The organism is Bacteroidota bacterium, assembly GCA_016715945.1.
Classification (GTDB): Bacteria; Bacteroidota; Bacteroidia; order Bacteroidales; family F082; genus JALNZU01.
Genome location: JADJXJ010000001.1, coordinates 821097 through 835329, shown reverse-complemented (window position 1 = coordinate 835329; position 14233 = coordinate 821097). Strand labels below are relative to the sequence as shown.

Sequence of the window (14233 nt, the reverse complement as noted above, 5' to 3'; positions counted from 1 at the left end):
GCGTGGGGTTTATTCGAAATATTGATTCAGTTGGTTAATTCCGAGCAAAGTAAATATTTTCCGGCCATCTGGTGCAACCTCAGGCTGGCTGCAGGCAAAAAGCGCATCTACCAATCCGGCCATTTCGGTTGCAGAGAGGGTTTTTCCATAGGGCCAGGCAAGCCTGAGCGATAGTGCAGCAGCAAGAAGTTCCTTGCTGTCGCCCGCTCCCTGGTCTAAGTGTTGCTGCAGCTGTTCCAGCAATCCTTCGAGCAGGGCACCGGCATCCTGATCTTCGCTGCCTTCGGGCAGGCCTGACACCACAAAGGTTCGGTCGCCGGCTTTTGAAATGTCCATTCCCAGGGTACGCAGGTCAGGCAATATACTTTCGCAGAGCGAGGCTTCACGGGCATTGAGCTGCACGGTGTGTGGAAAAAGCAGCTGTTGCGATACCCCATAACCGTTTTTCAAATGTTCCAGGCAGCTTTCGTATCGTATTCTCCAACTTGCAAGGTGCTGATTGACAATAAGCAATCCGGATTTTACCACGCTGATGACGTAGGTGCCGTGCAATTGCAAAAATGCAGAACGGACAGCGGGTTCTTGCGCCGGCTTTTGCTGTTGAGCCAACTGAGGCGCATTCTCTACAGTTTTTTCATGCGTCTCCTGATAAAATAGCCTCCAGTTTTCGTTTGGCCTGAGCCTTTGTGCATTGCCCGCCGGCTGGCTTGAGGAGCGAAAAGGATTGAATCCGGGATCGATGCTGATGGTTGGCGGCCTGACTTCCCTTCCTGCCCGGCTTATCTCGCCAAAGTCAATGCCATGGTCATGATCCGATTCAAAATCAAGGCGCGGACTGAGCTGATGCATCCCCAGGGTTTTCCGGACAGCTGCATGCAGAATGGCATACACAAGCTTGGTATCCAGGAAGTTAACTTCTGTTTTTGTGGGATGGATGTTGATGTCAATCTCGGCAGGGTCGATGGATATGTGTATAAAATAACCCGGAAAAGTGTCTTTGGGAAGAAGCTCGGCAAAGGCATTTTCGATGGCGTGATGCAGGTAAGGATGCCGGATGAAGCGGTTGTTTACAAAAAAGAACTGATCTCCACGGGTTTTTCTCGAAAATTCGGGCTTGACCACAAAGCCGTCTATCTTGATTTTTGCTGCTTCCTGGCTCACGCTCAGCAGGCGTTCGTTATAGGTTGGGCCGAGCAGGTTTACGATGCGCTGCTTGAACGATCCGGTTGCCAGCCTGAAAACTTCTTTGTCGTTGTGGGTCAGGGTGAAAGCCACATGCGGATGCACCAGCGCCACACGCTGAAATTCGTCGATGATGTGGCGGAGCTCCACGGGCGTGGATTTGAGAAAGTTGCGTCTGGCAGGAACGTTGAAAAAAAGATTACGGACATAGATGGTCGTTCCGGCCGGACAAACGCAGATTTCGTGAGCCACCACCGTTGAGCCTTCAATTTTTACCAGGGTACCATGTTCGTCGGCCGGACGCCGGGTGCGCAACTCCACCTGTGATACGGCAGCAATACTGGCCAGTGCCTCCCCCCTGAAACCCATGGTGCGAATGGAAAACAGGTCGTCGGCTTTACTGATTTTGGAAGTGGCATGGCGCTCAAAACACATGCGGGCATCGGTCTCCGACATGCCCGAACCATTGTCGGTAACCTGAATCAGATTCTTTCCGGCCTCTCTGACTACCAGATCAATGCGGCTTGCACCAGCATCAATGGCATTTTCGAGCAACTCCTTGACTGCCGAGGCAGGTCGCTGGATCACCTCGCCCGCGGCAATCTGGTTCGCCACTGAATCGGGCAATAGCCTGATGAGGTCGCTCATGGATTTTTATTCGCTTTATTCATTATTTGCCTACACCAAAAGCCCGTAAGAGGTTGTCAATCAGATCGGTGAAAAAGATCATGTAAATTCCGCCCACTATGACGATGGCATATATAATAAAGGTAAACCTTGGGCCGGTTATGCTTCTGTCCTGACCGCTTTTCCGCCAGCGCGAACTCATACGCAGCCTGAGTTTCTCCTCTTCGCTCAGTTGGGTATCAAGTCCCAGCTCGGCTTTGCGTTTTTCGAGGGCTTCCTTTTGGGGGTCGTAATACCTTGGAATATAGGTGAATTTTCTGGGACCGGAGGTCCGGAACATATACAGCTTCATGATAAAAACTTTATTTGCGTCATCCGCGTAATCGTGCAAAAGTAGCCAAAATCGGAGAGTTAGCGGATGACTTCACTGAACCAGAAAGCAGGCCTTCGGAACAAAAGGGCTATTTTTGCAAATGTCTTAGCTCAAACATATTCATGCAATCCGAAACAGAATTCGACAAGCTCATCGTGGTTGGCGACAGGGTGCTGATCAAACCAAAATCATCGCCTGAGAAAACCCGGGGAGGACTTTTTTTACCTCCCGGATACACCGAGAAAGAAGCCATTCAGAGCGGATATGTGGTCAAGGTGGGGCCTGGTTATCCTATTCCAAACCTGCAGGATGAAGATTACGAACCCTGGAAGAAAAACAGCAGGGAAGATATCCGCTATTTACCGCTTCAGGCCAAGGTGGGCGATCTGGCTATCTTCCTGCAAAAAGGCGCCATAGAGGTATTTTATCACAACGAGCGCTATTTCATCGTACCCCACAATTCTATTCTCCTGCTTGAACGGGAAGACCTGATGCCAGAAGATTAACCATCATTTTTGCCTGCCAGCCCAACCATGACGAAACACAGTCTTTTTCGATTGCATTTGTTTTGCTTACTGGCTTTGTTCAATTTTTCCTGTGTCAATCATAACCAAAAAGTCCCGGAAAAGACTGAAAGCCATAGCATTGTACTCGATCCTGACTATGCCAGAGGATTTCGCATCATTGACGATGGCCAGGCTTACTTTCTGGAAATTTTTGACCCATCAGCAGGACAACATCTGCTGGCAAGATTCATTTTTCAGGATATTTCGGAAACGAAAGAGGTTGCATCATCCACACCTGCAATACATCTTCCTGTAAATCAGATAATAGCATTATCGGCTACCCAGTGGGGCATGTTGCTTCAGCTCGATGCAGGACACCTTATCGCGGGCATCTCAGAGGCGCCCTACGTACGCGACCCGCGCATACTTGAAATGCTCAAAAGGGGAGAGGTGGCCGAGGTAGCCCGCGACGGGCTGTTCCGTTACGAGCTGTTGAGCAAATACCCCGGTGCACTGATGCTCTACTCCCCGGACGCTTCAGGTTTGCCTGAGCCTATCAAGGCGCTTCCGCTCACGCCTTTGCCGTGGACTGATTTTCTGGAGCCTCACCCGCTTGGCCGGGCCGAATGGATTCGATTGCTGGGTTTCCTTACCGGCTATAAAACCCTGGCAGACAGCATCTTTGGTCAGATAAAAGCTGAATATGAGAGACTCTCACATCTGGCATCCGAAACCACATCCCGACCCACCATCTTCGCCGACAAGCCTTTTGCAGGACAGTGGTATGTGCCGGGAGGCAGGAGTTATATGGCTTCAATCATCAGGGATGCCGGGGGAGACTATGTGTTCAGTCATCTCGATGCAACCGGCAGCATTCCCCTCGACCCCGAGGCCATCTTTGCACGGGCAGTGGACGCTGATTTCTGGCGCATTGCGCATGCAGGCGACATCGGAGGTTACGAAGGTTTGTTAAGCGAGAACAAAGTATTCGAACAATTCGCAGCTTTTCGCAACAGGCGCGTAATTTTTTGCAACACAATGGAAAGCAGATATTTTGAGCTTGGCCCGCTGGAACCTCAGCTGATACTCGCTGATTTTATCGCTATCTTTCACCCCGAAATTTTACCGGATCACAAGCCACGCTATCATTACCTGCTGAAATGATTCCATCCAGGACGACCATAGTCTTTGTTCTGCTTTTGTTGCTCCTGCCGGTGTTTGTGTGGCTTAATCTGATTTACGGTTCGGTCCATATCTCATTGGAGCAGCTGTTCCTGGTACTGCAGGGTCATCCGCAGGCAGATCAGGCTTTCGACACTATAATTTTTCATTTCCGGATACCACAGTTGCTCACTGCCATGCTCACAGGTGCTGCACTGGCCGTGGCAGGTTTGTTGTTGCAAACGCTTTTTCGCAACCCACTGGCCGATCCATCTATTTTGGGCATCAGTTCTGGCGCAAGCCTTGGTGTGGCTCTCCTGCTCTTTGGCACAGCAAGCCTTACCGATCAGGCCTACCGCTTCAGCGCTTTTGGTCATGTAGGGATCATAGGGGCGTCCTTTCTGGGAGCTCTGGCCGTTCTTTTTGCTATCACATTGATAAGCAGGGTATTAAGCTCAATGACCAGCCTGCTTATTGCCGGTATCATGATTGCCTACCTGGCAGGTGCGTTCACCGGAATTATTAAGTATTTCAGCAACAAGGAAGATCTGCAGGCTTTTGTGGTATGGGGAATGGGGAGTTTTTCAAACGTTAACCGCGCTTCACTGGCATCTTTTTCTTCCGTTGTGCTATTCGGGCTGCTTGCTTCGGTTTTTCTGATTAAGCCTCTCAATATCTTTCTCTTGGGCGAGTCGTATGCTTCCAATCTCGGATTGCGCATTCGTCCGTTCCGTACTTTGATCCTGTTGCTTGCCGGGTACCTCACGGCGGTAACCACTGCCTACACGGGACCCATTGCTTTTCTCGGACTGGCTGTGCCGCACATTGCGCGTAACTTGTTTAAAACCAGTAACCACGGTGTCCTGATTCCCTCGAGTATGCTCATCGGAGCCATTCTTGCTTTGATTTGCAATCTCATCGCCCGCCTCCCGGGCTTCGACGGCAGTTTGCCCATCAACTCCATCACTGCACTCATAGGTGCACCGATCGTAGTTTATGTACTTGTAAAGCGATATCAATCAATGCCTTATTGAGTATGCAGCTCTCCTCAAAAGCGATCGAATGCCGCAACCTCAGCGTGGGCTACCAGGCCGCTAAGCAACACAAACTGGTGCTTCATGGCATTGATACTGCTTTTGAAAAGGGACAGCTTACTGCCATTGCCGGACTCAATGGCGCCGGCAAAAGTACCTTGCTGAAAACCATTTCCGGATTGCTCAAACCTTTGGCAGGCAACATCTTGTTGTTTGGAAAAGAAATAACGCAACTTAAGCCATCAGCACTCTCGCAACTGATCAGCCTTGTGTTAACCGACCGGCCTGAAGAACAGTATCTTACTGTTTATGAGACGGTTGCTTCGGGTCGTGCACCCTACACCGGGTTCTGGGGAAGATTGAGCCAAGCCGATCATCTGGCGATTGAGAAAAGTCTGGAATATACCTCCATCAGCCATCTGAAGGACAATTTTCTGAACAGCATCAGCGATGGTGAGCGACAGAAGGTAATGATTGCCAAGGCATTAGCTCAGGATACCCCCATCATCGTACTCGACGAACCTGCAGCCTTTCTCGATTTCCCCAGCAAAATTGAGCTGATGCACCTGCTCAAACGGCTTACAACAGAACAGCAAAAGACTGTGCTTTTCTCTTCGCACGATCTCGATTTGATTATCCGGACAGCCGACCATGTCTGGCTGTTGGGCAACGGAGTGCAGGTAGGGCAGGGGGCACCCGAAATCCTGCTGAGACAGAATGCCTTTGCCAGTGCTTTTGGTAACCAGCGCCTCCGCTTCGATACCCTCTCCGGACATTTTGTGGTGCATGATGCCATCAGAGGCACCTATTTTTTTGAGAATGACACAGTTGATAAAACATTAGTTAGTAGTGCTTTACAACGAAAAGGCTTTATTCCCTCAGCTCTTCCGCAGGCCGACCTTGTGGTCAGGCAGCAGGCAGGTATTGTCCAGATTACCTTTAAAGGCAAAACCCATAATTTTGAAAACTTCGAAGCTTTGATATATGGAATACAAAATCTCTAAACTCCTGGCGGCCATGACTTTGACCACTATCGTTCTAATGTCATGTCAGAACAAAAAGCAACATGCCGATCTGATACTGGTGAACGGAAAAGTTTATACAGTTGACGAATCATTCCGGACGGCAGAGGCTTTTGCGGTCGTAAACGGAAAGTTTGCCGCGGTTGGATCCAACGAAGACATCCTTAGCCGCTTTGAATCCGATCACATCCTGGATGTTTCCGGTTTGCCGGTTTATCCGGGTTTCATCGACGGGCATTGCCATTTTTACGGTTATGGCGAAAACCTGGTACGTTATGCCGATCTGGCCGGAAGCCGTTCGATGGAAGAGGTGGTGGAACGCCTGAAAGCACATTCCGGAAAGCACCAGTCGGAATGGTTGCTGGGCAGGGGATGGGATCAGAACCTGTTTCCGGGAAAGATGTTTCCTGATAACGAATTGCTTGAGGCTCACTTCCCCGGGAAGAAAATCCTGCTTATCCGAATTGATGGCCATGCAGGTCTGGTAAGCCAAGCCGCTTTAGCTGAGGCAGGCATCGACAGCCGAAGCCGGATTGAAGGAGGAGAAATTTTGCTTGATTCCAGAGGTAAACCAACAGGGGTTTTGATCGACAAGGCCTACGAACGCGTCAGGTCAATGATACCTCCGCTCACAACTGAAGAAAAAATGCAGGCCCTGCTCGAAGCACAGGAAAAGTGTTTTGCGCTGGGACTGACCAGTGTGCACGATGCCGGATTGTCTGCCGAAACCATCGAACTCATCCGGCAGATGCAGGAAGAAGGAAAACTTAAAATGCGCATCAATGCGATGCTCAACCCCGACGAAGCTACACTCGATCGCTATCTTCCGGCTGGTCCGCAGGTGGGCGAGATGCTCAGCATCACCGCAGTGAAGCTGTTTGCCGACGGAGCCCTGGGATCGCGCGGCGCCTGGTTGCTTGAGCCTTATTCCGACAGCCCGGGCACCACCGGACTGAAGATGCATGAAGATGAATTTTTTAATAAGGTGCTGAAAAGGGCATACGATGCTGGATTTCAGGTTAATACCCATGCCATTGGAGATGCGGCAGTCCGCTACGTGCTCGACCTTTATGGCAGTTATCTCAAAACCGCCAACGACAGGCGCTGGCGGGTAGAACATGCCCAGATTGTGCATCCCGATGATTTTGATCGTTTCTCGCAATTCAATATCATCCCGAGCATACAAAGTACACACGCCACCTCTGATATGTATTGGGCTGTGGAACGTATTGGGGATGAGAGGATTAAGAATGCATACGCTTCGAAAAGACTTCTTGGGCAGAATGGCTGGCTCATCAATGGCACCGATTTTCCGATCGAGCACGTCAACCCCATATACACATTTTATGCAGCTGTGTTCAGAAAAGATTTGAATGGCTGGCCCGACGATGGTTTCCTGCCGGAGCAGGCGCTCAGCCGGGAGGAGGCATTACGTTCCATGACTATCTGGGCTGCGCGTGGAGGATTCGAAGAGCAAATCAAAGGGAGCATCGAACCTGGAAAACTGGCTGATTTTGTGGTGCTCAACACCGATCTGATGACCGCATCACCGGCTGATGTGGCCAACGCCAGAGCCCGTTATGTGTTTAGCTCAGGCCTGCAAATGTTTGCTGATGAGTGATTTACGTGGAGTGTGAGCCGTTTTTAGTGCTCACTCCTTAAGTCCTTTTGTTCTTGCCGACTCCTGACGCTCAGCCCTTTTGAAAGGTTTGTTGCGATCGAACAGGTAGCGGTAGGTAACGTGGGTTTTGTATATCTGCCCTCCGATTCCTTCGGCTATTTTCATCATTGGCGGATTGAAATCACCAATCCAGTTCAACTGCAATTCTTTGTACTTAAAGTTCTTCTGAATTGCTATCTCCCTGAAATGCAATACTATGGCTCCATCCACCCCTTTACCCTGATGTTCAGGAACAATGCCAAAGATTCTTCCGATAATTCGGGTGCAGCTTTTGCTAACCTTTAGTCGGTAAAGCAACTTTAACTTATTGATCCAGTTGATCTTACCGTTGAAATCGTAAATCACCTGATTAAGGTCCTGCATCATGATGAAAAAGGCGATGGGCTCACCTTTATAATAACCAAAGTGTGCAAGCCTGGGGTCGAGAATGGGTTTCATCTGCTTCAGCAGGGCCATGGCATGCTCCCGGGTAATCATCTTCACACCAGGAATTACCCCCCAGGCCTTGTTATAGATGGTCATGAAATCCTCAGCGTATTTCTCCATTTTTTTCCAGCTTACCATTTCGAAGTGGTAATCCGGATTTTTCTGGATTCTGGCAGCCTTTTCAAAAACCTTCTCGCTCAGGCCGCCATCATAAATCATTCTGCGATAGGTGTACTGATTGAAGTAGTTCTGGAAACCGTATTTCTCGAATAAGTCCTTGTAATACGGGTAGTTATAGGGCATGTTGAACACCGGCTCAGTAAAACCATCCACCAGCACCCCCCAGAAATTGTCGCGGTCGCCGAAATTTATCGGGCCGTCCATGGCTTCCATTCCTCTTTGTTCGAGCCAGGTTTTGGCGGCATCAAAGAGGATTCTTGCAGCTTCGAAGTCGTTCGGGCAATCAAAAAATCCACAACCACCCGTGGGTTGTTCATTGTTTTTAGCCGTATGGGGGTCGATGAAGGCAGCTATCCTGCCCACGTAATTGCCATGTCCATCAGCCAGAAGCCAGCGGACAGCTTCCCCCTTGCGCAACTTTTTGTTGGCTGAAGGGTCGAAAAGTTTCTTCACATCCTGATCAAGTGGCCTGACGTAGTTTTTATCATTGCGATACATGCGCGCAGGCAAAGCAAGCCATGCATTTTCAAGGCTTTCGTTGTTGACTTCAGCAAGAGTATAATTTGCCATGGATTAACGGATTTTGCACAAAGATATGGCCCATAGTGCAAAGTCCAAAAAATCAGTTTACGCTGACGCTGTCAACGAGCACGGTTTTTAGCTCAATGCGGATTTGTAAGTTTCGATGGCACGCAGTCGGGCCTGCGCATGGTCGAGCATGGGCCGGTAAGTGATTTCGCTGTATTCAGGCACCCATTTACGGATGTACTTCAGGTCGGGGTCGAATTTTTTCACTTGTTCTGCGGGATTAAATACCCTGAAGTAAGGCGCTGCATCACAACCAGTTCCGGCTGCCCATTGCCAGTTGCCGACATTCGAAGCCAGTTCGAAGTCGAGCAGTTTCGAAGCAAAATAGGCTTCGCCCCAACGCCAGTCGGTTAGCAGGTGCTTGGTGAGAAAACTTGCCGTTACCATCCGGACGCGGTTGTGCATATATCCCGTGGCATTGAGTTCCCTCATGCCGGCATCTACCATGGCAAAACCTGTCCTGCCTTCGCACCAGCGCCGGAAGGCTTCTTCGTCGTTGCGCCATTGCAGCCGGTTATAGCGTGGATTGAAATTTTCGGTGGCGCTGTGCGGAAAATGGTACAGGATGTGCATGAAAAATTCGCGCCAGATGAGCTCGTTAAGCCAGGTTTCACTGTGCCCGACAGTAAGCCGCACGGCTTTTCTGACGCTTATAGTTCCAAACCGGAGGTGCACGCCAGCCATGCTTGTGCCTGCAATCCCAGGAAAATTCCGCGTTTGTGCGTAGTTTTGTATTAGGTCTGCCTCCAGCCGGGCTTCTGGGATCTTGATGGCTGAGCGCTGAAAATCAAAGTCTTGTAGTCCGGGCAGGGATTGGTTGTTTTTGAAACATTTGGTTAGGAGTTCCCTTGACGGAAACTCAGCGTAATGCTCTGGCCTGAGCAGCATCTTCCATTTTTTTGAAAACGGCGTAAACACAGTATAGGGCCGGCCATCGTCCTTGAGCACCTCCCCGGGTGCGAAAATCACCTGATCCTTGAATCTTTGGAACGCTACTCCTCTTGAATTCAGCAACATAGCAATTGCCATGTCCCTTTCGATGGCATAGGGTTCATAGTCTTCGTTTGTGAATACCGTGTGAACCTGTTTTTGATCAAGAATTTTATCAAACACTTCTACAGGTCTTCCATACTCCACTAAGATGCTGGTATCGAATGGTTTGAGTTCCTGATTGAGCCTTGCGAGTTGATCGTGAATAAAAGTGACCCTTGCATCTTGTTTGCTTTCAAGCTTTTGGAGTATGGCTTTGTCGAAAATGAACAGCAACTGAACGGGTAGTCCGGAGCTCAAAGCCCTGTAAAGTCCATGATTATCGTCGAGCCGGAGATCGCGGCGAAACCAGAAGATGTTGATCATAGGTTTTTTCTGATAAACAAGTCGGAGCGCCAAAGGTTTGCCGGCTATTCTTTCATTACCCAGATGTCCGGATATTCGGCCAACAGTTTTTCCCGGGCTTCCATGGCTTCTTTCAGAAATTTGTATGTATTGATCGACACCCGAAACCGCCCGTCCTTTGCGATGACGGCAGCATTGGGGAAACCGCTGTTGCGAAAACGCCTGACAGCTTCGTTGGCATCGGCACGGTTGGAAAAACTGGCAAAAATGAGGTGGTATTTACCTGGTTTTGTGTTTACATCCATCTGTTTATCAGCCGATGGTTCATTTGCCGGATTTATGTTCCTGCACAGGGCCGGCTTTCCTGCCGCATCGGGTCGCTGTCCCAGCCAGAGGGAGGCGTAATTTTCTCCGATGGCTATCCCCATCACTGCCCAGCGTTTGTCGCTGTGGGCATTGCGCCCCAACAACATATCCACCACGGCCGGGGTGCGCATCCAGATCGAAAACAGACTGTCCACATGAATTATTCCCTCTTCAAAGTGGCTGATCTCATAACCCCGGAATGTATAGTTTGTCAGTTCCCTGGGTTTGTTCCACATGCATTCGAACCGGGGAGCCAGGGCGGTGAAGCAACAGGGCGTCCATTGGCCCTTATTCGACCAACTCGCTGTTGAACAGATGCTTGTATCGGGCCGGTTCAGCTGAAGATCGTTGACGTGGGTTTTGGCCACAAAAGTAAGGCTTGCCGACAGGGCAATCTCAGGCAGCCGGTGCTGTTGCCTCAACTGATTGATCAATGTGGCAAGCCGGTTTTCATCATCACTCAGGCATACTTCCTGAGCGGAAAGATTGGCCGGATGTAACCGCACAAAGAGGAGCAAAATCAACAACTTCTGCAAATGGAGTCGAAGGCGCATAGGCCAAAAATATGAAAATTAATTATAGCGGAAATTAATTGCCATGGCGACTAAATACATAAATACCAATGCGTCTTTGTCGCCTGAAACGCATAGATTTTGTATAACTTCCCGATTCAGCACCTATGGAAATAAACCGTACGGTCATACGCATGATACAAGGCGTTAAGAAACATGCTGAGTTTGTCGAAATAATTAGTTGCAGCAGACGGACAGTTCAACTTTGGTAGAAATTATCCACGTAAGAATGGACAAAGGCAATAAACCCTAAAACCAAGGGCAGGAAACAAGGCGTAATGCCTCTTCATGAAATCAGAAAGAAGTTAGATTAAACTAACAGGAGATTTTCCCCAGGGCGGAACAGGGTCTCGCTCCCGTTACTTTTCGCAGTCTAATTCATATTAACAAGAAGGAGATTTCTCCTCGTCCTTTCCCTGGCGGGAAATGACTCGTCGAATTGACAGGCTGCAAACGGATAAGGGGGGGTAAGTGGGCGGTGCGCCGCAGGCGCACCGCCCACTTACCCTATTCCTGTTTCAGGCGCCTGTCATTTCGACTGAGAGTTTTGAGCGCAGCGAAAAACTCGAGGGAGAAATCTCCTTCATTTACCGTGATCATTATTAGCGAGTTCTGAAGGGAGAAATCTCCTTCATTTACCGTGATCATTATCAGCGAGTTCTGAAGGGAGAAATCTCCTTCATTTACCGTGATCATTATTAGCGAGTTCTGAAGGGAGAAATCTCCTTCATTTACCGTGATCATTATCAGCGAGTTCTGAAGGGAGAAATCTCCTTCATTTTACCGTGATCACTATCAGCGTAGTTCTATCCAGGTATCTAATCCGCCGCAAGCGAGGAACTCATTCATGTTATTTCCAAAACCCTTTAGTGCTATAGCTATTACCAACCAAAATCGTCCTGACTCAATCCTGACCAATACGTGAGTAATGATTTGAAGACCAACACAATGCACAAACCAGAACCACGCAGACTAATTTAAACCTGAAGGCTGTGTCAGGCCATGCCTGTAAAAACCATATCACGACAAAACGAAGGACAAAAGTTTATTGAACATGAAAAAGTAAGCTAAACCCCATGCTAGTTAATTGCGATAATTAAACGCCGAAGTAATAATACCCTCATTCCCAGACAAAAGAATCAATATCGTCCGCGATCATTTGGTCATAGGTCAACCGGATGTCCTTTATGGTTTGATTTTGTACATCAAAATAGTATTGATGGTCAATGCTTCGGATGGGCAGCACACGGGGTGAAGTGCCGCAAAGAAAAGCCGCTTCTACCCGTTCCAGCTCATTGAGCCCGACAGCCTCCAACTCGAGTGGTATCTTATTTATTTTAATGATCTCCAATACTTTATCCCTGGTAATTCCTTTCAGCACCAGGTTGTCCGGAGCCGTTCGGATCGTATTACCGATAATAAAAAACACATTTGATCTGCTTCCTTCGGTAATCAGCCCGTTGTGATGAAGCAAAAGCTCATAGGCCTCCTGTTGTTCCATCAGGCCGGATGCAGCGCTTTTCAGTTCAGGGTTCACCAATTTTGCATTCGGTTGTTTCCTTTGGTAGGTGAACAAGGAAACATTTACCCCGTTCAGATACATGTCTTCTGAGGGATAAAAATATGGTATCAACCATGCAAAGATTTGAGCGGAGGAATTTGTGCTACCCTTGCCGACCAACAGCTTAAGGTTGCCTGTATGCACGCCATTGGCCTGAATCAGGGTTTTGATGCTGAGCCGGACGGATTCAGGTTTGGGAAAATGGTTCATCGCCGTAAGCTGCAGGCTCTCATACAGCCTTTCGAGGTGTGCCTTGAGAAACAATGGCTTGCCATGAATGATCCGAATTACCTCATAAACAGCGTTATGGGCCGGTATCAGACCATCGTGAAAATCGCAACTATTGCGAAGCTGACCATCTGCAACGAACCACTGGTGCAGGCACTGCTCCATTTCAGGTGTAATCAAAATACTGACTGACAAGCCTTTCAGCCTCTTCAGCCAGGCTCGACTCTACCAGCAGGATCACTGAATTCTCAGGCGAGCCATTACCCCAGCCGGCCATCAGACTTTCGTTGAGCGTATCGCGCAGGATGCAGCCAATACCATTTTCGAGCAGCATCTCTTTGAGGTAAGTGGCCTCCACAATGGATCCGGTGTAAACTCTGACCAAATCTTCCGACATAAGCAATGAAATTTAGTTTGGCTAATTTAACACTTTTGCACCGTGAAAGCAAACTTAGTTTTCCCGAAACTCCGTATTCAGTCGGATGATGGCAAAAACCATCAGGGCAGCAGAGATCCACTGCAGGGGATTGAGCACCGAATCGTTGATCAAATAGTCGAACACCACAGCCGAAACGGGGAACAATAGTTCGCTGATGGTAGCCGTCATGGCTTTGATGCGACGCAAACCATAGTAATACAAAAAGATAGCCCCGGAACCGGTGGTCAGCCCGATAATCAGAATAAACAGCCAGTCGCGTCCTGTTGTCAGGGCAGATTGTCCGAAATCGCCAAAAAACATCATGATTATCAACATGATGGCGCTGGTAAACCCATATCTGAAGAATGTGGAAGTGGTAAAAGGGTATTTGAAGAGGACTTTTTTCGAAAAAACTGTGGAGCTGCCGAACGAAAATGCTGCCAGCAAGGCGAGCAGCGCGGCATGGATGGTGTTGCTTCCAGTTTGAAGATCAGGCAGATTCCATCCAAAAGTGAGAAAGTAACCCGAAACAATGGCCACAGCCGACCAGAAAGCATAGCGCCTGCTGATGCGCTCTTTGAGCAACAGGGCAGCCAGCGCAATGGCAAAAACCGGTTGAAGTTTCTGCAACAGCACAACGACCGATAACTGATTGAAATTCAGTAAAAAGAGCGCCTTTACAATAGCTATGGTGCCTATGGCTCCGCCAAAAAGCCCGATCAGGCTGAAAGTCAGCCAGTCGGTGGGCGACATCTTCGCCAGGCTTTTGTACGACCTCCAGAAAAACGGGTGCATCATCAGGAAGGGTACCAGATGCAGGATGAAAACCACATAAATCACATCGAGCCGGTAAAGCTGCGGGGTGAGCACTACCCCATCGAAGCCCCAGAGCACAGCTGCCAGGCCTACCGCCAGCGACCCGCGAAAAATCTCCCTTCTGGCTGATCTTTCCATTCTTCAAAATTGAAGCGCA

Annotated in this window: 14 protein-coding genes; 5 read left to right on the top strand and 9 right to left on the bottom strand. The window is 49.1% G+C overall.

Annotation, left to right across the window (positions count from 1 at the left end; all coding sequences use genetic code 11):
- Positions 1-9: 9 nt before the first annotated feature.
- Together mutL and IPM52_03090 are read right to left on the bottom strand one after the other, a co-directional pair.
- Positions 10-1830 (bottom strand): DNA mismatch repair endonuclease MutL, encoded by a 1821-nt coding sequence (mutL, locus tag IPM52_03095; protein MBK9290607.1) that lies wholly within the window; start codon positions 1828-1830, stop codon positions 10-12.
- A gap of 22 nt (positions 1831-1852) precedes the next feature.
- Positions 1853-2161 (bottom strand): hypothetical protein, encoded by a 309-nt coding sequence (locus IPM52_03090; protein MBK9290606.1) that lies wholly within the window; start codon positions 2159-2161, stop codon positions 1853-1855.
- Between the two features lie 143 nt (positions 2162-2304).
- Between IPM52_03090 and IPM52_03085 the strand changes: the two genes are divergently transcribed.
- From IPM52_03085 to IPM52_03065, 5 genes are read left to right on the top strand one after another with little or no spacing between them, the layout of a single operon-like run.
- On the top strand, positions 2305-2688 hold the full coding sequence (locus IPM52_03085; protein MBK9290605.1) for a co-chaperone GroES: 384 nt from the start codon (positions 2305-2307) through the stop codon (positions 2686-2688).
- Between the two features lie 27 nt (positions 2689-2715).
- A complete protein-coding gene (locus IPM52_03080; protein ID MBK9290604.1) occupies positions 2716-3852 on the top strand; it encodes an ABC transporter substrate-binding protein in 1137 nt (378 codons plus the stop codon).
- Complete coding sequence (locus IPM52_03075) at positions 3849-4883, top strand: iron ABC transporter permease (GenBank protein ID MBK9290603.1); 1035 nt, start codon at positions 3849-3851, stop codon at positions 4881-4883. Before IPM52_03080 ends, IPM52_03075 begins: the two co-directional genes overlap by 4 nt.
- Before the next feature lie 2 nt (positions 4884-4885).
- Positions 4886-5887: an ABC transporter ATP-binding protein gene (locus IPM52_03070; protein ID MBK9290602.1), complete on the top strand. Its 1002-nt coding sequence runs from the start codon at positions 4886-4888 to the stop codon at positions 5885-5887.
- Positions 5868-7526 carry an amidohydrolase gene (locus IPM52_03065; GenBank protein MBK9290601.1) on the top strand — a complete coding sequence of 553 codons (1659 nt, stop codon included), beginning with the start codon at positions 5868-5870 and terminating at the stop codon, positions 7524-7526. The genes IPM52_03070 and IPM52_03065 overlap by 20 nt, the downstream gene beginning before the upstream one ends.
- 30 nt (positions 7527-7556) lie before the next feature.
- Here the strand turns inward: IPM52_03065 and IPM52_03060 are convergent, their stop codons facing one another.
- The 7 genes from IPM52_03060 to IPM52_03030 all read right to left on the bottom strand — a co-directional run bounded on the left by IPM52_03060 (position 7557) and on the right by IPM52_03030 (position 14214).
- The gene (locus IPM52_03060) at positions 7557-8762 is read right to left on the bottom strand and encodes a hypothetical protein (GenBank protein ID MBK9290600.1); all 1206 of its coding nucleotides are present in this window, start codon (positions 8760-8762) and stop codon (positions 7557-7559) included.
- A gap of 87 nt (positions 8763-8849) precedes the next feature.
- Positions 8850-10136: a deoxyribodipyrimidine photo-lyase gene (locus tag IPM52_03055; GenBank protein MBK9290599.1), complete on the bottom strand. Its 1287-nt coding sequence runs from the start codon at positions 10134-10136 to the stop codon at positions 8850-8852.
- Positions 10137-10180: 44 nt separating this feature from the next.
- On the bottom strand, positions 10181-11035 hold the full coding sequence (locus IPM52_03050; protein ID MBK9290598.1) for an SPOR domain-containing protein: 855 nt from the start codon (positions 11033-11035) through the stop codon (positions 10181-10183).
- Positions 11036-11560: 525 nt separating this feature from the next.
- Positions 11561-11797, bottom strand: a complete 237-nt coding sequence (locus IPM52_03045) for a hypothetical protein (protein ID MBK9290597.1) — start codon at positions 11795-11797, stop codon at positions 11561-11563.
- Positions 11798-12173: 376 nt separating this feature from the next.
- Positions 12174-13007 carry an aminotransferase class IV family protein gene (locus tag IPM52_03040; protein ID MBK9290596.1) on the bottom strand — a complete coding sequence of 278 codons (834 nt, stop codon included), beginning with the start codon at positions 13005-13007 and terminating at the stop codon, positions 12174-12176.
- A 1-nt stretch (position 13008) separates the two neighbouring features.
- Positions 13009-13239 (bottom strand): DUF2007 domain-containing protein, encoded by a 231-nt coding sequence (locus tag IPM52_03035; protein MBK9290595.1) that lies wholly within the window; start codon positions 13237-13239, stop codon positions 13009-13011.
- Positions 13240-13293: 54 nt separating this feature from the next.
- A complete protein-coding gene (locus IPM52_03030) occupies positions 13294-14214 on the bottom strand; it encodes an EamA family transporter (protein MBK9290594.1) in 921 nt (306 codons plus the stop codon).
- Positions 14215-14233: the final 19 nt, after the last annotated feature.

Excerpts from the sequence above, each read along its gene's own strand:
- mutL (MBK9290607.1), bottom strand. The coding sequence starts at position 1,830 with ATGAGCGACCTCATCAGGCTATTGCCCGATTCAGTGGCGAACCAGATT.
- IPM52_03090 (MBK9290606.1), bottom strand. The coding sequence starts at position 2,161 with ATGAAGCTGTATATGTTCCGGACCTCCGGTCCCAGAAAATTCACCTAT.
- IPM52_03085 (MBK9290605.1), top strand. The coding sequence starts at position 2,305 with ATGCAATCCGAAACAGAATTCGACAAGCTCATCGTGGTTGGCGACAGG.
- IPM52_03080 (MBK9290604.1), top strand. The coding sequence starts at position 2,716 with ATGACGAAACACAGTCTTTTTCGATTGCATTTGTTTTGCTTACTGGCT.
- IPM52_03075 (MBK9290603.1), top strand. The coding sequence starts at position 3,849 with ATGATTCCATCCAGGACGACCATAGTCTTTGTTCTGCTTTTGTTGCTC.
- IPM52_03070 (MBK9290602.1), top strand. The coding sequence starts at position 4,886 with ATGCAGCTCTCCTCAAAAGCGATCGAATGCCGCAACCTCAGCGTGGGC.
- IPM52_03065 (MBK9290601.1), top strand. The coding sequence starts at position 5,868 with ATGGAATACAAAATCTCTAAACTCCTGGCGGCCATGACTTTGACCACT.
- IPM52_03060 (MBK9290600.1), bottom strand. The coding sequence starts at position 8,762 with ATGGCAAATTATACTCTTGCTGAAGTCAACAACGAAAGCCTTGAAAAT.
- IPM52_03055 (MBK9290599.1), bottom strand. The coding sequence starts at position 10,136 with ATGATCAACATCTTCTGGTTTCGCCGCGATCTCCGGCTCGACGATAAT.
- IPM52_03050 (MBK9290598.1), bottom strand. The coding sequence starts at position 11,035 with ATGCGCCTTCGACTCCATTTGCAGAAGTTGTTGATTTTGCTCCTCTTT.
- IPM52_03045 (MBK9290597.1), bottom strand. The coding sequence starts at position 11,797 with ATGATCACGGTAAATGAAGGAGATTTCTCCCTTCAGAACTCGCTAATA.
- IPM52_03040 (MBK9290596.1), bottom strand. The coding sequence starts at position 13,007 with ATGGAGCAGTGCCTGCACCAGTGGTTCGTTGCAGATGGTCAGCTTCGC.
- IPM52_03035 (MBK9290595.1), bottom strand. The coding sequence starts at position 13,239 with ATGTCGGAAGATTTGGTCAGAGTTTACACCGGATCCATTGTGGAGGCC.
- IPM52_03030 (MBK9290594.1), bottom strand. The coding sequence starts at position 14,214 with ATGGAAAGATCAGCCAGAAGGGAGATTTTTCGCGGGTCGCTGGCGGTA.